Annotated in this window: 17 protein-coding genes; 8 read left to right on the forward strand and 9 right to left on the reverse strand. The window is 70.3% G+C overall.

Annotated features, from left to right (window positions below):
* Positions 1-141: 141 nt before the first annotated feature.
* Together REH65_RS18435 and REH65_RS18440 are read right to left on the reverse strand one after the other, a co-directional pair.
* Positions 142-1,992 (reverse strand): glycoside hydrolase family 15 protein, encoded by a 1,851-nt coding sequence (locus REH65_RS18435; RefSeq protein WP_406688454.1) that lies wholly within the window; start codon positions 1,990-1,992, stop codon positions 142-144.
* Positions 1,993-2,218: 226 nt separating this feature from the next.
* Complete coding sequence (locus REH65_RS18440) at positions 2,219-2,794, reverse strand: type VII secretion system-associated protein (protein ID WP_281458624.1); 576 nt, start codon at positions 2,792-2,794, stop codon at positions 2,219-2,221.
* Between the two features lie 183 nt (positions 2,795-2,977).
* Here REH65_RS18440 and REH65_RS18445 point away from each other — a divergent pair, with 183 nt between their 5' ends.
* From REH65_RS18445 to purM, 6 genes are all read left to right on the forward strand, one after another.
* A complete protein-coding gene (locus REH65_RS18445; protein ID WP_281458625.1) occupies positions 2,978-3,394 on the forward strand; it encodes a PRC-barrel domain-containing protein in 417 nt (138 codons plus the stop codon).
* Positions 3,395-3,683: 289 nt separating this feature from the next.
* Positions 3,684-4,856 (forward strand): S8 family peptidase, encoded by a 1,173-nt coding sequence (locus REH65_RS18450; protein ID WP_406688455.1) that lies wholly within the window; start codon positions 3,684-3,686, stop codon positions 4,854-4,856.
* Positions 4,857-5,125: 269 nt separating this feature from the next.
* Complete coding sequence (locus REH65_RS18455; RefSeq protein ID WP_281458627.1) at positions 5,126-5,929, forward strand: DNA-binding response regulator; 804 nt, start codon at positions 5,126-5,128, stop codon at positions 5,927-5,929.
* Positions 5,930-6,148: 219 nt separating this feature from the next.
* Positions 6,149-6,538: a sterol carrier family protein gene (locus REH65_RS18460; RefSeq protein ID WP_406688456.1), complete on the forward strand. Its 390-nt coding sequence runs from the start codon at positions 6,149-6,151 to the stop codon at positions 6,536-6,538.
* Between the two features lie 122 nt (positions 6,539-6,660).
* Positions 6,661-8,268 carry an amidophosphoribosyltransferase gene (gene purF, locus REH65_RS18465; RefSeq protein WP_406688457.1) on the forward strand — a complete coding sequence of 536 codons (1,608 nt, stop codon included), beginning with the start codon at positions 6,661-6,663 and terminating at the stop codon, positions 8,266-8,268.
* 82 nt (positions 8,269-8,350) lie between these two features.
* Positions 8,351-9,463, forward strand: a complete 1,113-nt coding sequence (gene purM, locus REH65_RS18470) for a phosphoribosylformylglycinamidine cyclo-ligase (RefSeq protein WP_281458629.1) — start codon at positions 8,351-8,353, stop codon at positions 9,461-9,463.
* 484 nt (positions 9,464-9,947) lie between these two features.
* On the opposite strand, the gene REH65_RS18475 is transcribed toward purM, so the two are convergent.
* Positions 9,948-10,136, reverse strand: coding sequence for a DUF3073 domain-containing protein (locus tag REH65_RS18475; protein ID WP_093419982.1), 189 nt, complete (start codon positions 10,134-10,136; stop codon positions 9,948-9,950).
* A 246-nt stretch (positions 10,137-10,382) separates the two neighbouring features.
* On the opposite strand from REH65_RS18475, the gene REH65_RS18480 reads away from it, so the two are divergent.
* The gene (locus REH65_RS18480; protein ID WP_281457356.1) at positions 10,383-11,261 is read left to right on the forward strand and encodes a hypothetical protein; all 879 of its coding nucleotides are present in this window, start codon (positions 10,383-10,385) and stop codon (positions 11,259-11,261) included.
* Between the two features lie 191 nt (positions 11,262-11,452).
* Here REH65_RS18480 and REH65_RS18485 read toward each other — a convergent pair whose 3' ends face one another.
* From REH65_RS18485 to REH65_RS18505, 5 genes are all read right to left on the reverse strand, one after another.
* Positions 11,453-12,259, reverse strand: a complete 807-nt coding sequence (locus tag REH65_RS18485) for a methyltransferase domain-containing protein (protein WP_406688458.1) — start codon at positions 12,257-12,259, stop codon at positions 11,453-11,455.
* Positions 12,260-12,424: 165 nt separating this feature from the next.
* Positions 12,425-13,357 carry an asparaginase gene (locus REH65_RS18490; RefSeq protein WP_406688459.1) on the reverse strand — a complete coding sequence of 311 codons (933 nt, stop codon included), beginning with the start codon at positions 13,355-13,357 and terminating at the stop codon, positions 12,425-12,427.
* Entirely contained in the window at positions 13,354-13,914 is a 561-nt protein-coding gene (locus REH65_RS18495; RefSeq protein ID WP_093419992.1) for an aerial mycelium formation protein, read from the reverse strand. The genes REH65_RS18490 and REH65_RS18495 overlap by 4 nt, the downstream gene beginning before the upstream one ends.
* A gap of 212 nt (positions 13,915-14,126) precedes the next feature.
* Entirely contained in the window at positions 14,127-15,269 is a 1,143-nt protein-coding gene (locus REH65_RS18500; protein WP_406688460.1) for a YgfZ/GcvT domain-containing protein, read from the reverse strand.
* A gap of 38 nt (positions 15,270-15,307) precedes the next feature.
* A complete protein-coding gene (locus tag REH65_RS18505) occupies positions 15,308-15,691 on the reverse strand; it encodes a transcriptional repressor (protein WP_343231397.1) in 384 nt (127 codons plus the stop codon).
* Positions 15,692-15,820: 129 nt separating this feature from the next.
* Between REH65_RS18505 and REH65_RS18510 the strand changes: the two genes are divergently transcribed.
* A complete protein-coding gene (locus REH65_RS18510) occupies positions 15,821-16,675 on the forward strand; it encodes an aminodeoxychorismate lyase (protein WP_406688461.1) in 855 nt (284 codons plus the stop codon).
* A 256-nt stretch (positions 16,676-16,931) separates the two neighbouring features.
* Here the strand turns inward: REH65_RS18510 and REH65_RS18515 are convergent, their stop codons facing one another.
* A complete protein-coding gene (locus REH65_RS18515) occupies positions 16,932-17,573 on the reverse strand; it encodes an FABP family protein (RefSeq protein ID WP_406688462.1) in 642 nt (213 codons plus the stop codon).
* Positions 17,574-17,709: the final 136 nt, after the last annotated feature.

Consider the following 17,709-nt stretch of genomic DNA (forward strand, 5'->3'; position numbering starts at 1 on the left):
AAGTTTTCATGAAAACTTCCCTCCCCTCGCAACGACTTGGTGGTCACGCGGGTGGTTCGGGGACGGGGAGGTTCTCATGAGAACTTCGATTCGGGGGTGGTCCCGCGGGTGGGGAAGTTCTCATGAGAACTTCGCGTCCGGTCAGAGGCCGTTGCGCCGGGACTTCTGCTCCCGGGTGCGGCCTCCGAACAGGACCGCGGCCGAGTTGACCAGGGCGAGGTGGCTGAAGGCCTGGGGGAAGTTGCCCGCGAAGCAGCCGGTCTCGCCGTCGACCTCCTCCGCGTAGAGGCCGACGTCGTTGGCCATGCCGACGAGCTCGTCGAACATCCGGACCGCCTCGTCCCGGCGGCCGCAGTAGGCCAGCGCGTCGACCATCCAGAACGAGCAGGCCAGGAACGAGCCCTCCCGCCCGGTCAGGCCGTCGACGTCGTTCGGTGCCTCGGTGGTGGTGTAGCGGTCGACCAGCACGCCGTGCTGCAGCTCGCGCTGGATCACCTCGACGGTGCTGCGCATCCGCTCGTCCGTGCCGGGCAGGAACCCGACCGAGGGCAGCAGCAGGACCGCGGCGTCCAGCGCGGTCCCGCCGTAGAACTGGGTGAACGCGCCCAGCTCCGGGTTCCACGCCTCGCGCAGCACCTCCTCGCGGATCTCCTCGCGGAGTTCCCGCCAGTGATCGGCGCTGCCCGGCAGCCCGTCCTCCTCGGTGGCGCGGATCGCGCGGTCGAACGCGACCCACACCATGACCTGCGAGTGCGTGAAGTACCGGTCGGGCCCGCGCACCTCCCACAGACCGCGGTCGGGGCGACGCCAGATCCGCTCCAGGTGGGCGAGCATGCCGCGCTGCACCGCCCAGGACTCCTCGCTCTCGGCGAGCCCGCGTTCCCGGGCCAGGTGCAGGGCGTCCATCACCTCGCCGTAGACGTCGAGCTGGGTCTGCCGGTAGGCGGCGTTGCCGACCCGCACCGGGCTCGCGCTCCGGTAGCCCGGCAGCCAGTCCAGCTCCCACTCGACCAGGTGCCGCTCGCCGCCGATCCCGTACATGATCTGCAGGTCGGCGGGGTCGCCGGCCACCGCGCGGACCAGCCAGCTCCGCCAGGCCTCGGCCTCGGAGGTGCAGCCGAACTCGTCGAGGGCGAGCAGCACCAGCGTCGCGTCGCGCAGCCAGCAGTAGCGGTAGTCCCAGTTCCGGTTGCCGGGCACGGCTTCCGGCAGCGAGGTGGTGGGAGCGGCGATGATGCCGCCGGTCGGTGCGTAGGTCAGGGCCTTGAGGGTGGTCAGCGAGCGGCGCACGGCCTGCGGGTGCGGCCCCTCGTAGACGATCTTGTCGGACCAGGCGCGCCAGAACTCCTCGCACTCCCGCAGCTCCTGCTCGGGGTCCAGCGGCGCGGGCGTGCGACCGTGGTCCGACGCCCACTGCATCGTCCAGGACATGCGCTGACCTGCGGAGATGGTTCCCGTGTAGCGGTGGGCGCGCTCGCCTTCGACTCGGGTGGGCAGCTCGTCGCCGCGCAGCACGACGGTGTGCGGTCCGGCGATGGCCAGAATGTGCTCGTCGAGCACCGGTTCGCGCATCCGGACCCGCCGCACCCACGGCACCGCGTCGCCGTAGTCGAAGCGCAGCACCCAGTCGAGCTGGAAGGGGACCTCGCCGGAGACGCCTTCGACGATCCGCATCACGCACGGCTCGCCGCTCTCGTTCATCTCGTGCGGGGGCATGAAGTCGATCAGCCGCAGCACGCCGGAGTCGGTGCGGAACTCGGTCTCCAGCACCAGCACGTCGTCCCGGTAGCGGCGGCGGCTCTCGCGCACCGGCTCGGTCGGGGCGATCGACCAGCACCCGTCGCCGGTGCCGCCCAGCAGCCGGGAGAAGCAGGACGGCGAGTCGAAGCGCGGCAGGCACAACCAGTCGAGCGATCCGCTCCTGCCGACCAGCGCCGCCGTCCGAAGATCGGACAGCAGCGCGTAGTCCTCGATCAACCCGGGCCCGGTCACCCTGCCGACACTAGGTTCGATCAGGGCGACCGGCCATCCGTCGAACGAGTTTCACCGGTAACCGGCGAAGCCGGTTTCTCCTCCACCACCCTGGCAGCTCGCACCGCCGGGGTTCTGAGCGGTGCTGCGGCGAGCACGCCGCGACGCCGTGCATCAGGAGCGGCGAGCGGAGTCCGCAGCGCCGCTCAGGTTCCCCCACCCGCACCGCCGAGCAAGCTGAGGAGCTCTATTCTCCTGGTTCTTCGGCGAACTGCGCCAGGACTCCGTTGGGGATGACGGCCTGCACGGCTTCGTGGAGGTTGAGGCCGAGGTCGTAGCCGCCGAGGACGTCGGGCAGCCAGGAACCCGGGACGGTGCGGTAGCCGGGCCAGTCCTCGGGAACGCGCGAGGCCGAGGTGCAGGCCGGGACGAGCGTGGTGCCGTCGGACATCTCGGCGGTGTAGACGTTGCGGTCCTCGGCGGACGGCGCGTAGAGCATGACCTCACCGGCCAGGACGGCGCGCGGCAGGTCGTCCTCCGGGCGCTCGCCGTCGGCGATCTCGTCGAGGACGCGCTCCAGGTCGTTGGTGGGTTCCGGACGGTGCAGCATCAGGTCCGAGGGGACGTACTGCTCGTTGAACTGGAACTCCTCGTCGATCTCGCCGTTCTCGTCGATGCGGTACGCACCCACGACGCCCTCCGGCGGCATGTCGCCGTCCTCGTCCTGCGCGTAGCCGGGATCCGCGATGTACAGCCAGGTGTTCGGGTTCTCCTTGGCGTGCGCGCGCATCTCGTCGGTGATCGGCGGCGTCGGTTCGGTCATGGGGTTCGAGACTCCGTTGCTCGGCTGGACAAAGAACACGCCCCGCGACTGCCGAGCGTTCCCGTTGAAGGGTCCCATTCTCGGCGAGGCGTGGTCCGAAGAGGTCAGTCCGCCGTTTTGAGGTGCCGTCTCGCCTGATGAAGGGGGAGACTTGATTCCCGGGGCTTTCGGGAGGGGTGCTCGATGATCGGTCAGCGGGAAGCGTTGCGCATGTTCGGGTGCGAGGTCTTCGATCCGGCGGGGCAGCGCATCGGCATCGTGGGTCAGCTGTTCATCGACGACGACACCGAGCAACCCGCGTGGATCACGGTCCAAACCGGTCTGTTCGGCACCAACGAGAGCTTCGTGCCGCTCGACGGCGCCGCGTTCGACGGCGACACCCTGACGGTCTCGGTCGGCAAGGAGGCGGTGCGGCTGGCGCCGCACGTCGACCTGGAGCAGGGCGATCTGCCGCTGGCGACCGAGCGGGCGCTGTACCGGTACTACGGCATGACCTACGGCGTCGAGCCCGAGGGAGCCGAGGGTGAGTCGGAGCAGTCCGACGAGTACGTCGAGTCGGTTCGGCTGCGGTTGCGGCGCTGGGTAGCGGCCACCCGTTAGAGCTTCCACCCCCGTCGTTATATTGAGTACGGACTGTTACCGCTACTTGCGGGTAACAACTGGGAAATCCGGCGATCGCCGGGCCGATCGGCCCCTTGCGCGCACTCCGGTTTCAGCTGCTCATTCCCGGTAGGACCGGGCTCATTGGGAATGCGTTAACCCCAACGTCCGATTGTTTGGCGCAAAATCGCCAACGTCGCCCATACGAGTGCACTCGCTGGTTACGTTCCGCTCTGAAACACCTCCGCTCGGCCCCACCCGAGCGGAACCGTTTGAAGGAGGGGAACGCATGAGGAAGCTGCTCTTCGGCACCGGGGCAGGGGTTGCCGCGGCGGCGCTCGTGTTCGCCGGAGCTCCCGCCGGCGCACAGCCGCAGGTCGACCTGGCCCCGCTGACCCTGCACCCGCAGGCTCAGTCGAGGGACACCGCGGACGTCTACATCGTCAACCTCAAGGACGGCATCGCCCCGCAGGGCGTCGCCGAGGAGCTGGGCGTCCAGGCCCGGCACACCTACACCAAGTCCATCAACGGCTTCTCCGCGAAGCTGACGCCGGAACAGCTCAACGAGGTCCGCGCCAGCGACAAGGTCCAGAACATCTCGCAGAGCTACCGCATGGCGGTCGAGCCGGACGTCAAGCCGGCCGCCGCCGGCTCGTGGGGCCTGGACCGCCTCGACCAGCCGCAGCTGCCGCTGGACGACAGCTACACCCCGGCCGGCAACGGTGAGGGCGTCACCGCCTACATCATCGACACCGGCATCGCCCCCGACCACCCCGACTTCGGCGGTCGCGCCTCGGTCGGCTTCGACGCCACCGGCGGTGACGGCCTGGACAAGCAGGGCCACGGCACGCACGTCGCCGGCACCATCGGCTCCAACACCTACGGCGTGGCGCCCGGTGTCAAGCTCGTCGGCGTCCGCGTCCTGGACGACCAGGGCCAGGGCACCACCGAGTCCGTCGTCGGCGGCATCGACTGGGTCGCCCAGAACCACGACGAGAACGCCGTGGCCAACATGTCGCTGGGCGGTCCGAAGGACCCGGCCCTCGACGAGGCCGCGACCAACCTGGTCAACAGCGGCGTGTTCCTCGCGGTCGCCGCGGGCAACGAGTCGCAGGACGCCTCGCAGGTGTCCCCGGCCAGCGCCGAGGGCGTGTTCACCACGGCCGCGTCGGACAACACCGACACGTCCGCCGAGTTCACCAACTTCGGCGAGACCGTCGAGGGCTACGCCCCCGGCGTGGACATCGTCTCCACCGTTCCCGGTGGCAGCACCGAGGCGATGAGCGGCACCTCGATGGCCAGCCCGCACGTGGCCGGTGTCGGCGCGCTGTTCCTGGCCGCCAACCCGGGCACCGCCCCGGCCGACGTCATCAAGGGTCTGCAGGGCCAGGCCTCGACCGGCGTCGTCCAGGGAGCCCCGCAGGGCACCATCGCCGACCTGCTGCAGATCGGCGACCTGTGATCGCTTGACGCGATAGAGCGCCGTCGCGGGCCCTTCCTGAGCGCTTCAGGGAGGGCCCGCGCTGCATCGGCGCTGCTGCATTCGGGGGTATCGGGACTCCGCTGATCGGGCTGCGTCACCTCGTCGCCCGAGATGTCCGGCGAAAGTCGGTTCCGGCGGTGGTTCCCGGTGGATACGTTGCCAGAAGCAGGGGGAGCTCAGTGTCCATTGCGGTGCCGCGCCGAGAGGTCGGGCGGGTGCCGCCGGGGCACATCGAGGAGGGATGTGCCGTGTTACCCGGATACACCGAGGAACTGACCAAGCCGTCGACCGATGTCGCGGAACCTCCGGGCGGGGAGTCGCCCGCACCGGAGCAGCTCAGCCAGCGCGCCGTGCAGGCGCAGGTCGCCTCGGTCACCCGAGCGGCCAAGGCGCAGGCGGGCAGCGGCGGAGTGCTGCAGGTGGTGCACGGGGCCAAGCGGGTCGGCTGGGCCGCCTACGAGCTGCAGGCCGGTGCCACGCACCTGGTCCAGGGCGTGGCCAAGCCGCCGTACGCCCAGACCGGGACGCTGGACTCGCTGGAGTCGCGCAAGCTCGCCGAGGGCGTGCGCTACCAGGTGCTCTACGACCGCTCGGCGCTCGCTCGTCCGCCCCAGCTGGACATCACCACCAAGCTCGTCGCGATGGGCGAGCAGGCGCGGGTGATCCACGTGGCGCCCACCAAGCTGATCATGGTGGACAACGAGATCGCGCTGCTGCCGCTGACCGTCACCGAGACCTCGGTGGAGAGCGCGGTCGTGGTGCGCAGCTCGGCGATGCTGGCGGCGATCGCCCGCATCTTCGAGGACCTGTGGCGCTACGCGGCGCCGTTCACGGCCAACCAGGACCTCGACGGCAACGAGCTGCGGCCCACCGAGGAGGAGCGGTGGATCCTGTCGCTGCTGGCCTCGGGCGCCACCGACGACACGATCGGCAGGCTGATGGGCTTCAGCGCTCGCACCGCGCACCGCAGGGTGCGGGAGCTGATCTCGCGGCTCGGCGTCGAGACGCGGTTCCAGGCCGGGATGCAGGCGGTCAAGCTGGGCTGGCTGTGAATCGATCCGACTGGTGAATCGATCAGGCGCCTCGGTCCCGGTTCTGCACATCTGAGCACCGGATCCGGGGCGCACGGTCGGCCCTCCCCCTCGTCGCGCCTCGCCCTCGCGTTGTCGACGGCCGTTGTCGGTGGACAGTTTTAGTCCAAATCGCCCATGATCAACATCCGTTTTGTCCGGGTAATTTTCACTAGAACCGTCGCCACTAGACTTCCGCTCATGCCGAAGCGCGGTGCTGTGGATCCCGGGGAGATGCGCGAGGCGGTCGCCGCCGTCCGCGACTGGCTCGACGACGCCGACCAGCGCCCCGCCAGGCCCGAGCTCGCCAAGGCCGTGCGCCTGAGTCTGCGGACGCTGGAGCAGATCGCGCCCGGCAACAGCGTCGAGGTGCGCGTCCCGCCGTTCGCCGCCGTCCAGTGCGTGGAAGGCCCCCGGCACACCCGGGGCACCCCGCCGAACGTCGTCGAGACCGACCCGCGCACCTGGCTCCGACTCGCCGCTGGCCGCATGACCTGGAGCGATGCCGTCGGCGAGGGTCTGCTGACCGCGTCCGGATCGCGCTCGGACGTCTCCCAGTGGCTGCCGCTCGTCCGAGTGGACCAGGGCTGAAGCGGTGAGCGAACGCTACGTGCGGTGATGAGATGGCGAACACGCTTCAGGTGGGGTTCGCCCAGGTTTCGGGCGTCTTACACTGAGGTGTAACTCCGGCTCCGTCCTCCAGGGAGTTCTCGGTGGTCACCGACCGTCCGGCTCATGCCAGCACGACAACGGACCTTCCCTTTCCGACCTTCGACACCTCGGCCGAAGCCATCGAGCGGGACATCCCGCGCGAGGAATGCGGCGTCTTCGGCGTGTGGGCCCCTGGCGAGGAAGTCGCCAAGCTCTCCTTCTACGGGCTCTACGCCCTCCAGCACCGAGGCCAGGAAGCCGCCGGCATCGCCGTCGGCGACGGGTCCCAGGTGGTCGTCTACAAGGATCTCGGCCTGGTCAGCCAGGTGTTCACCGAGCAGACGCTGGCCTCGCTGCACGGCCACGTCGCCGTCGGCCACTGCCGCTACTCCACCACCGGCGGGGGCTCGTGGGAGAACGCCCAGCCGACCTTCCGCACCACCGGCGCGGGCAGCGGCCTCGCGCTCGGCCACAACGGCAACCTGGTCAACACCGCCGAGCTGATGGACCGCGCGAGCGAGTCCGGCAGCCGTCTCGACGGCGGCAACCTGTCGTCCCCGGCCAACGGCTGCGACCGCGCCACCAGCGACTCCGACCTGGTCACCGGGATGCTCGCGGCCAAGGCCGCCGACATCGGCCTGGAGCAGGCCGCGATGGAGCTGTTCCCCACGGTCTCCGGCGCCTTCTCGATGGTCTTCTGCGACGAGGACACCCTCTACGCGGTGCGCGACCCGCAGGGCGTGCGGCCGCTGGTGCTCGGCCGCCTCGAACGCGGCTGGGTCGTGGCCAGCGAGACCGCGGCGCTGGACATCGTCGGAGCGTCGTTCGTCCGCGAGGTCGAGCCCGGCGAGCTGCTGGCCATCGACGCCGACGGGCTCCGCTCGCAGTCCTTCGCCAGCCCCAAGCCCAAGGGCTGCGTCTTCGAGTACGTCTACCTGGCCCGCCCGGACACCACGATCTCCGGCCGCACGGTGCACGGCACCCGCGTGGAGATCGGCCGCCGCCTGGCCAAGGAGCACCCGGTCGACGCGGACCTGGTCATCCCGGTCCCCGAGTCGGGCACCCCCGCCGCGGTCGGCTACGCCCAGGCCTCCGGCATCCCGTACGGAAACGGCCTGGTGAAGAACTCCTACGTGGGCCGGACGTTCATCCAGCCCTCGCAGACGATCCGCCAGCTCGGCATCCGGCTCAAGCTCAACCCGCTCCGCGAGGTCATCCGCGGCAAGCGGCTCGTGGTGGTCGACGACTCCATCGTGCGCGGCAACACCCAGCGCGCGCTGGTGCGGATGCTGCGCGAGGCCGGAGCCGTCGAGGTGCACGTGCGGATCGCCTCGCCGCCAGTGAAGTGGCCGTGCTTCTACGGCATCGACTTCGCCTCCCGCGCGGAGCTGGTCGCCAACGGCCTCGACGACGACGGCGTGCGCCGCTCGATCGGGGCCGACAGCCTCGGGTACGTCTCGCTGGACGGTCTGATCGCCGCCACCGAGCAGCCCCGCAACCGGCTGTGCGCGGCGTGCTTCGACGGCGAGTACCCGATCCCGCTGCCCGACGACGCGCGGATCGGCAAGTACCTGCTCGAAGGCCTCGGCAACGAGCGCGGCGTGGCCGGACCCGCCGAGCCCGTGCTGCCCAGCGGTTACGGCGCGGAAGACGCGTTGCAGCGCCCTTGACCTCACCGTCGCCGCGTAGCGTTGGCCGTGCCAGGATTGCGCGTCCGGCGAATCGCAAATCGCACTAGATGTGGAGCCAGTCGTGTCCGAAGACCTGATCGCAGGGTCTGCCCCATCCGAAACCCCGAAGGCCACCTACGCCGCGGCGGGAGTGAGCATCGAGGCCGGTGACGAGGCGGTGGAGAAGATCCGCCCCTGGGCGGAGCGCGCGACCCGGCCGGAGGTGCTCGGTTCCCTCGGTGGGTTCGCGGGCCTGTTCCAGCTCAAGCTCGACCGCTGGAAGGAGCCCGTGCTGGCGTCCTCCACCGACGGAGTGGGCACCAAGCTGGCCGTCGCGCAGGCGATGGACAAGCACGACACGGTCGGCATCGACCTGGTCGCCATGGTCGTCGACGACCTGGTGGTGGCCGGTGCCGAGCCGCTGTTCCTGCAGGACTACATCGCCGTCGGCCAGGTCGTCCCGGACCGGATCGCCGACCTGGTCAAGGGCATCTCCGAGGGCTGCGTGCAGGCCGGCTGCGCGCTGCTGGGCGGCGAGACCGCCGAGCACCCGGGCATGATGGCCCCCGGCGAGTACGACATCTCCGCCACCGGCGTGGGCGTCGTCGAGGCCGACGGGATGCTGGGCCCGGACAAGGTCCGCCCCGGCGACGTCGTCATCGCGATGGGTGCCTCGGGCCTGCACTCCAACGGCTACTCGCTGGCCCGGCACGTGCTGCTGGACCTGGCGCGGATGCCGCTGGAGGGCCACGTCGAGGAGTTCGGCCGCACCCTCGGCGAGGAGATGCTGGAGCCGACCCGGATCTACACCAAGGACTGCCTGGCGCTGGCCGCCGAGGCCGAGGTGCGGACGTTCGCGCACGTCACCGGCGGTGGTCTGGCGCAGAACCTGGCGCGGGTCATCCCGTCCGGCCTGACCGCGACGCTGGACCGCGGCACCTGGACGCCGGCCCCGGTGTTCCGGATGATCGCCCAGCGCGGCCGGGTCGAGACCGAGGAGATGGAGAAGACCTTCAACATGGGCATCGGCATGGTCGCCGTGGTCACCGCCGAGGACGTCGACCGCGCCCTGGCCGTGCTCACCGCGCGCCACGTGCCCGCCTGGGTCCTCGGCGAGGTCGCCAAGCAGCCCACCGTCGAAGGCGCGGAGGAGGACGACCGGGTCGTCCTGCGGGGCAACCACCCCCGCTTCTGACCTTCAGCGACGAGAAGCCGCAGCACTCTCCTCGGGTGCTGCGGCTTCTCGCGTTCTGAAGTTAGGAGCCGGGTCGTGCGGGCCGCCTCTCGGCGGGTGGCACTGATGGGCTCCAGCCGAACGGTATTCCCAGCAGGCGATAGTTGGAGCCCGGGGGCACGCGCACGACGCCGGCACCCCGTCCAACGAACGAGTGCCGCCGAGGATTCCCGGAGCGCCGACGATCACCCGTTGGTGGGTTCCGATCAGCCCGGTCCCAGCGCAGCACGAGGGGCGGTGCGGGAGTTGATCCCGCACCGCCCCTCGGCGGTTCTCCATGTCCGGTCCCGGTTTTCCGGGTACATCGCAGACGTGAGTGGCGCCGCCGGTTCATCACCGGCGGCGCCACTCACCTCGTGCTGCTCTGGTGGGTCCTGCGAGCTAAGCGACGCACTCCGCCCTCGAACGAACAGCGTTCAACCGCTGTTCTCGCTGGAGGAGTGCGTCAACGTCGACCGTAGTCGTAGTCGTCGTACCCGTCGTCGTGCGAGTCATCGCGGTCTTCGCTGGACCACTCGCCGGACTCCGAGGTCGACAGCTCGCGCTGCAGAGCCTCTATGTCCATGGACGGGGAACTGTACTTAAGCTCGCGGGCCACCTTCGTCTGCTTGGCCTTAGCCCGGCCGCGCCCCATGGCTCGACCCCCTCGCACAGGGTGTGCGGGGCGGACAGGGGAAAGCCGGCCCCGCATGATCTCGACAACTTTTCCTGTAACTACCGTACCGTGTCGAGGCGGTTGAACGCGACGTGGTGCCGTGAGTTGGCGGTCGTGTCTTGGGTGATGTGTCCCTCGCCCGTTTCGATCAACCTCCCGAGGCCCTCCGGAGGGGGCCGTGAGTCGCGCGAACCGGCTCGTCGCGGGCATGACACCATGCTCGCTGTGCCAGAGCCGTTCGTCGCCTACCTGAGGGTCTACGAGCCCCTGTCGTCGTTCGAGTCACCGCTGCGCGAGGAAGTCGAGGCGGCGGTGGACCGCGGGTCCGTGGACCCGTTCGACGCGGGGCTGTGGGAGCAGCACCTGTGGCTGCGCAGCCAGCTGGCCGCGCCTCCCCGGCTGCTCCCCGGGGAGAACGCCGACGGCGAGGTCCAGGGCGTGGGCGGAGTCCTCGTGCTGGACCCCAAGGAGGTCCCGACCGCCCCGGCGGCCACCGTCGGTCCCGGCCCGCTGGTGTGCCCGCTGGACGTGCGCGGGCGCGCCGCCGCGGCCCTGGTGGGGTTCCTCGGCGACGCGGACGTCCCGCTGCGCACGGCGGCCCTGCCGGAGTCGGTGGAGAAGGCCCGCACGCGCGCGGGCGCGGTGGTCAGCGAGCTCGGCGGCGGAGCCGTGCACGTGCTGTCGTCGACCTGGACGGTCCCGCTGCCCTGGTTCGTCGTCGTGGACCCCACCGAGCGCTGCGTGTTCACCGAACCCGAGCGCCGCCGCGTCTGCTGGCGGGTCGCGATGGCCGACGCCCGGCGCCGGGTCGCCCGCGCCCACTCGGTGTCGCAGCAGTCGATCGGCGAGGACGGGCCGACCCGGATCCTCAAGGAGACCGGGCGCTGGCTGGAGCGATTCCACCCGCACAGCGCCGTCGAGCTCGACTACGGCGGCCTCGTGCAGCTCATGACCCAGGACGACCTCGACGCCGACACCTCCGCCGAGGACGTCCACGCCATCGTCGACGCCATGGAAGCCGACGACGCCGAAGAGGTCGCCACCCGCTACGAGCAGCTCCGCGACTTCTGGTCCGAGTTCGCCTCCAGGGAACACCACAACTGACCGGACTCCGATCCGCCGACCCACGCGCACCCGTGCCCGAACCCGGATTACCGCTGTAATCGGGAACCTGATTCCGGCGGCAATCCGGGTTCGGCATCCGGTGGGCACCCTCGGGACTCGGAATACCGCCGTAATCCGTTCACCGAATACCGCCGTAATCCGTCACCTCCCGGGGCGGGACGGGCCTGACGTCAGGGGTGGCAGCGGATCTCTCCGTTGAGGACGGCGAACCAGCCGTTGTCGGAGTCCCGCCAGGTGTGCCAGGCGGTGGCGAGGTCTTCGAGTTCGTCCTCGGTGGTCAGGCCGTAGGAGATCGCCTGGGTCGCGAAGGACGACCGGCGGATCCGGTCCGCCCAGAGGTCGCCCCACCAGGCGCGTTCCTCCGGCGTGTCGTAGCACCAGGCCGAGGCCGTGCACTCGACGTCGGTGAAACCCGCCTGCAGCGCCCAGGTCTTGAGGTGCTTGCCGCCGTCGGGGAAGGCGTCGTTGTGGCGGGCGACCTCGCGGTAGAGCTCCAGCCAGCGGTCCAGCCCCGGGTTGTCCGGGGACCAGCGCATCCCGCCGTAGTCGGCGTCGCGGACGGCGACGATCCCGCCGGGCCGGCACACCCGGCGCATCTCGCGCAGCGCGGCCACCGGGTCGGTGAGGTGCTGCAGGACCTGGTGGGCGTGCACGACGTCGAAGGAGTCGTCGGCGTAGGGGAGCCGGTAGACGTCGGCGGTCTCGAACTCGACGTTGCCCAGGCCGCGCTCCGCGGCGGCGGCGCGGGAGATGGTCAGCGGGTCCTCGACGTTGTCGATGCCCAGGACCCGGCCCGGTGCGACCCGCTCGGCGAAGTCCAGGGTGATCGTCCCCGGCCCGCAGCCCACGTCCAGCACCTCGACGCCGGGCCGGAGGTCGCCGAGCAGGTAGGCGGCGGAGTTCTCGGCCGTCCGCCACTGGTGCGACCGCAGCACGCTCTCGTGGTGCCCGTGCGTGTAGGTGTCCTGAGCGCTCATCACTCACCATCCCGATATGTGGGAATTTCGTTCCGAAATATGAGCGTATCGCGAACGAGTCGCTGGTGAGAAGCCTTCAGGGGTGAATGATCCCGAACGCAGCAAAGATCAGGTCCCCGACTTCCGCTGAAATCGGGGACCTGGCTTCCGTTGAAATCGCGCGAATCAGTCCAGGGCGCCGGGGATGAGCCGGACCGAGCCCACGGGCTCGCCGCCGCCCAGGACGGGGATCTCGGCGAGGTCGTCCAGATTCCCGATCCCCGGGCCCTCGACGCCGAGGCGGGAGAGGAGGCCGACCGCGATGGGCAGGCGGGGGCGGTCGGCGCCGTCGGCGATCTTGATCGCGGCCGCGCGGCCGTCCGGCAGCGCGAACGCGAAGACGCCCTCCGCCCCGATCTTGCTGATCAGACCGGGGACCGCGTCCATCAGGCGGGTGTCCTCCCGGCCGGTGCCCGCCACCAGCCACGGGTGTTCGTGCATCGCGTCCCCGACCGGCGTGCCGACCAGGCGCTGGAACACCCGGGCCAGCCCGGTCAGCGAGATCGCGAACAGCGGGGCGCCGCAGCCGTCCACCGCCGTGTTGGCCAGCGGCTCGCCCGCCAGGTCCACCACGGTCTCGGCGATCGCGACCTGCAGCGGGTGCTTCGGATCCAGGTAGTCGGCCGTCGACCAGCCGTTGATCACGCAGGTCGCCAGCATCGCGGCGTGCTTGCCGGAGCAGTTCATCGCGATCCGCCGCTCCACCGAGACGCCGCGGCGCGCCTCCGCGCCCAGCGGCAGGTCGGGCGGGCATCGCAGGTCGTCCTCGGTCAGCGAGTAGCGGGCCAGCAGCTCGCCGACGCGGCGCACGTGGTCGTCCTCGCCGCTGTGCGACGCGGACGCCAGAGCCAGGTCGGCGGAGGGCAGTTCGAGCCCGCAGCGCAGCATCCCGGCCGCCTGAGCGGGTTTGAGCGAGGAGCGCGGGTACATCGGGGCGGTCGCGTCACCCAGCGAGAGCAGGGGAGCACCGTCCGGGTCGATCATCACCACCGAGCCGTGGTGCAGGCCTTCCCGAAGTCCACTTCGGACGATCTCGACGAGTGGAACAGGTTGGATCAACGCCGGTCTCGCTCCTCAGCCAGAAGGTCATCCACCGAAGCAGCGCCTTCCCGGTAGCGGCGGGCGATCTCGGCGTTGAGCCGATCCACGACCTGCTGGACCTCGCGGCGGCGCTGCGACACCGAGTCCTCCTCGGCGGTGTAGGCGCTCAGCGCCCGGTCCAGCTTCTCATCGGACAGCGACATGACGTCGGACAGGTCCACGTCCGAGACCAGCGCCTCCACGTGCCTGCGGTGCGCTTCGGCGCGCGAGGGCTCGGTGGTCTGGTAGCGGCCGGAGCCCATCGCCGGGCCGACCGCGTTGTCGGACAGGATGGCGACCAGCTGCTCGACCACCGACCGCGAACCGTCCTCGCGCCGGCGGCGCTGCTCCGCGCGCACGATGTCGATGCGGGCGTGCAGCACACGCCGCAGGTAGGACAGGTCCGTCTCCTCCTGGGCGGCCTCGTCCCGCAGCGCGCGCACCTCGCCCAGCGCGTGCTGCTCGATGCCACTGGTGTAGTCCGGGGACAGGACCCTGTCGATGCGGCGCCGTCCACCCGGGCGGACTTCGATCACGTGGCCATCCTCCGGCAATTCGGTCGAGCTCGCCAACATTTCGGGTGATGTCATTACGACAACAGTGTGACGCCGAGCTTTCGATCAGCGTTCCTCGGTGGTCGCAACGACCCTGATCGGGTGATCGGCATGCCTCAAGGGATACCGGCCCTGTCAAATGGCGACGTCACTCCACGCGCAGAACTTGAGGACCGTTATCGAACCTAACCTCCTCAGCGCCCACGAAGCCGGTCCGCCGCCAGCCGACCGGGTGGCTCGCCGGTGTCCGGCGGCACCGAGTCCGGGTCGACCGCCGCGGCCACCGAACGCTCCTCCGCCGGGTCACCCGCCATCAGCTCCGCTTCCACCGGGGCCGAGCGCTTGAGCAGCGCCAACGCCACCGGACCGAGCTCGTGGTGCTGGACGACGCTGCCCACCCGGCCGACCTTGCGGTCGCCGTGCAGCACAGGGTCGCCGGTCTCCGGCGAGACCTCCACCGACCCGTCCAGGTGCAGCAGCACCATCCGGCGCGGCGGCTTGCCCACGTTGTGGACCTTCGCGACCGTCTCCTGACCCCGGTAGCAGCCCTTCGCGACGTGCGCGGCGAGGTGGATCCAGCCCAGCTCGTGCGGGATCGAGCGGTCATCGGTGTCCAGCCCGACCCGAGGCCGCAGCGCCTCCACGCGCAGCGCCTCGAACGCCATCGTCCCCGACGGCCGGATGCCGGCGTCGGTGAGCTTGAGCCACCAGTCCACCATCGACTCGCGCGGCACCAGCAGGTCGTAGGTCTGCAGGTTCCGGAACGGGACGTTGCGCACGAACCCGCCGCCCGGCAACCCGCGCACCTCGTAAGCGCCCGAGGGCACCTCGGTGAACCCGGCGAGGACGCCGCCCGCGTCCGGGCCCATCGCCGTCAGCACCGCGAACTCCGAGGTCGCGTCGCGCGGCTCCACCTTCGACCAGAACCGCATCGCGTCCAGGTACTGCAGCAGCGTCTGCCTGCCGTCCACGCCGATCGTCGGCAGCGCGCTCGTGGCCTCCGCACCCGCGTCGGTGTCCAGGTACACCACGCCGTCGTGGTGGGCGACCATCATGTGGCTGTCCACCCGGCCGTGCGTGTCGAGCACCAGCGCCTCGGTGCCCTGCCCCTCCGGCAGCTCCGTGAGGTGCTGCGAGAGCACCAGGTGCAGCCAGCTCAGCCGCTCCTCGCCGGGCACCGCGATGACCTCGCGGTGCGAGCGGTCCACCAGCACCGCCGAGCGCGCCGCCGAGCGCTGCTCGGCGAACGGGTCCCCGAAGTGCCAGGGCACGCCGACGTCCACCGACTCCTCCGGCGCGGGCACCGCGCCCGGCAGATCCAGCAGGGGTGAAACCATCAGCGCTCCTTGAATCGCGTGCTCGTCCGACACCGGGTTCAGCCGATGTCGGCGTTCTGGCATTCCCGGCAGGTGCCGGACAGCGCCAGGTGCGTGGCGTCGAGGGCGAACCCGTGCTCGCGGCGCAGCTTGTCCGCCAGCTCGTCCATCGTCTCGATGGCCACCTCATCGATCCGCCCGCAGCGGTGGCACGCCAGGTGGACGTGCTCGTGCTCCTCGGCGGAGTAGGTCGGCGCGCCGTGACCGAGATGGGTGTGCCGCACCAGCCCGAGCTGCTCCAGCAGGTCGAGCGCCCGGTAGATGGTGGTGATGTTGATCGTCGGCGCGGTCTCCTGCACCTTCTTGCACACCTGCTCGGGCGTGGCGTGCCCCAGCTCGCGCACGGCGTCGAGCACCAGCTGGCGCTGGGGCGTCATGCGCATGCCGCGTTGGTGCAAGGTGCTGCGCAGCGATCCCTGGTCGCTCAATGCCCGCTCCTGTGCTCGGCGCGAATCCCCCTCGATCGTAACCTCCGGGCGCACCGCCGGATCTGGACGCTCTACGCTCGCGGCATGCGCGTACTGGCACTTCTGGACGGGACCCTCGCCGACCCCGAGGCACCGCTGTTCCGGGCCGACGACCTCGGCGTGATGCGGGGCGACGGCTGCTTCGAGACGATCCTGGTCGTCGATCGGGAGCCGCGCGAGCTCGGCCCGCACCTGGACCGCATGGAGCGCTCGGCGCAGCTGATGCAGATGCCGCTGCCGGAGCGCGAGGCGTGGGAGCGAGCCGGTCAGGCCGTCATCGACGCCTGGCCGTGGGACGCCGAACCCGAGATGGGCCTGAAGTTCGTCTGCACCCGCGGCATCGACGGCGGCGACGGCACTCCGCACGGCTTCGCGATGGGCATGGACGTCGGCCCGGACACCAAGCGCAAGCGCGACGGCGGCGTCGAGGTCGTGACCCTCGACCGCGGCTACCCGTCGGACCTGATGGAGCGCGCCCCCTGGCTGCTGCTCTCGGCCAAGACCCTGTCCTACGCGGTCAACATGGCGGCGCTCCGCGAAGCCGAATCCCGCGGTGCCGACGAGGTCATCTTCACCGCGACCGACGGCGTCGTCCTCGAAGGACCGACCTCGACCGTCGTGCTCGCCCAGGGCCGGAAGCTGCTGACCACCCCGCCGACCTCGGGGGTCCTCAAGGGGACCACGCAGGGCGCGCTGTTCCGCGCTGCCGAGCGCGCGGGCTGGGAGACCGAGGTGGTCGACTTCCCCACCTCGGCCCTCTTCGAGTCCGACGGGGTCTGGCTCGCCTCCAGCATCCGCAAGATCACCCAGGTGCGTGGGATCGACGGGACGTCGATCAAGGCCGACGGAGCCCTGCACACCGAAATCGCCGGCCTTTACGAGTCGAACTATCAGGGGTGAAGTTCCGGGTTCCTCTTTGCCCGGCAGTCCGGTTGACCTGGGGTTTTGTCTACTGACAAGACTCTGTGGTCACCCTGCTCGGCGGTGCGGGCAGCGGAACCTGACACGCCTTCTGGCTCCGGGATCCGAGACTCGTGTATGCCAATTACACGGCGTGTCGGCAGTCCTCCCCAGAAGACGTGTCAGAACCCGCGGCGGGTGCCGGTGCCTTAGGCGGGGTAAAGAGAAAGCACCTTCGGTGCTTGCCTGACGTTTTTCAGCCGACGACGCGGTCTAGCTTCGCTGAGAGGCGGGGCTGGAGCTCGTGCTCGGAGGTGGCCCGCTCCTCGACGTAGGCGAGGGCGCCGTCCACGACGCCGTAGAGGCGGCCGGCGGCCGTGACGTCCTCGCCGCTCGGGGTGCGCAGCACGGCGTCCGAGCCGAACTCCCAGGTCGTGGTGTTGCGCGGGGTGCCGATGAGCAGCTCGGTCACGCCGGTCGAGTGCATCAGCATGAACTCGATCGTGTCGTCCGGCTGCGGGCGCAGGAAGCCCTGCTCGCGGAACGCCGGTCCGACGACGTTGCCGCCCTCGCCGTCCAGCTTCCAGGCGCGGCTCTCGTAGATCAGGAACGGGCGACCGTCGTGGGAGATCGTCACCTGCTGGATGAACCGGTAGGTCTCCTCCAGCGACGGGTGCGCGGCCTCGCCCTCGCCGCGCCACACGCCGACCAGCGGCAGCAGCGACAGGCATGCGTCATCCAGCGACGGGCCCATCCGCAGGTTCGCGGTGTCGCCCTCGCCGGGGAGGTCGTCGAACTCGGGGACGTTGAGTTCCCGGGTGATCTTGGCTCGTTCCGCCGCCGCGGCAACTGCGGCGTCGCCGCTGCCCGGCTGCGGTTCGTTCGGCGTTGCAGTCATCGCGTCGAGGCTACAACGAGGCGCTGATCAGTCGTTGAACAGGCGGTACACCACGTAGAAGGCGAACCAGATGGTCGCGACCGCAGCGAGTCCGACGAGCGTGACGAGGCCGTAGTGCATGAAGTCGAGGAGTTCC

The organism is Saccharopolyspora sp. ID03-671, assembly GCF_045278815.1.
GTDB lineage: Bacteria > Actinomycetota > Actinomycetes > Mycobacteriales > Pseudonocardiaceae > Saccharopolyspora > Saccharopolyspora ipomoeae.

Bases quoted from the DNA above. Each gene is read 5' to 3' on its own strand.
- REH65_RS18440 (WP_281458624.1), bottom strand. From the start codon at position 2,794: ATGACCGAACCGACGCCGCCGATCACCGACGAGATGCGCGCGCACGCC.
- REH65_RS18445 (WP_281458625.1), top strand. From the start codon at position 2,978: ATGATCGGTCAGCGGGAAGCGTTGCGCATGTTCGGGTGCGAGGTCTTC.
- REH65_RS18450 (WP_406688455.1), top strand. From the start codon at position 3,684: ATGAGGAAGCTGCTCTTCGGCACCGGGGCAGGGGTTGCCGCGGCGGCG.
- REH65_RS18460 (WP_406688456.1), top strand. From the start codon at position 6,149: ATGCCGAAGCGCGGTGCTGTGGATCCCGGGGAGATGCGCGAGGCGGTC.
- REH65_RS18475 (WP_093419982.1), bottom strand. From the start codon at position 10,136: ATGGGGCGCGGCCGGGCTAAGGCCAAGCAGACGAAGGTGGCCCGCGAG.
- REH65_RS18485 (WP_406688458.1), bottom strand. From the start codon at position 12,259: ATGAGCGCTCAGGACACCTACACGCACGGGCACCACGAGAGCGTGCTG.
- REH65_RS18500 (WP_406688460.1), bottom strand. From the start codon at position 15,269: ATGGTTTCACCCCTGCTGGATCTGCCGGGCGCGGTGCCCGCGCCGGAG.
- REH65_RS18505 (WP_343231397.1), bottom strand. From the start codon at position 15,691: ATGCGCATGACGCCCCAGCGCCAGCTGGTGCTCGACGCCGTGCGCGAG.
- REH65_RS18510 (WP_406688461.1), top strand. From the start codon at position 15,821: ATGCGCGTACTGGCACTTCTGGACGGGACCCTCGCCGACCCCGAGGCA.
- REH65_RS18515 (WP_406688462.1), bottom strand. From the start codon at position 17,573: ATGACTGCAACGCCGAACGAACCGCAGCCGGGCAGCGGCGACGCCGCA.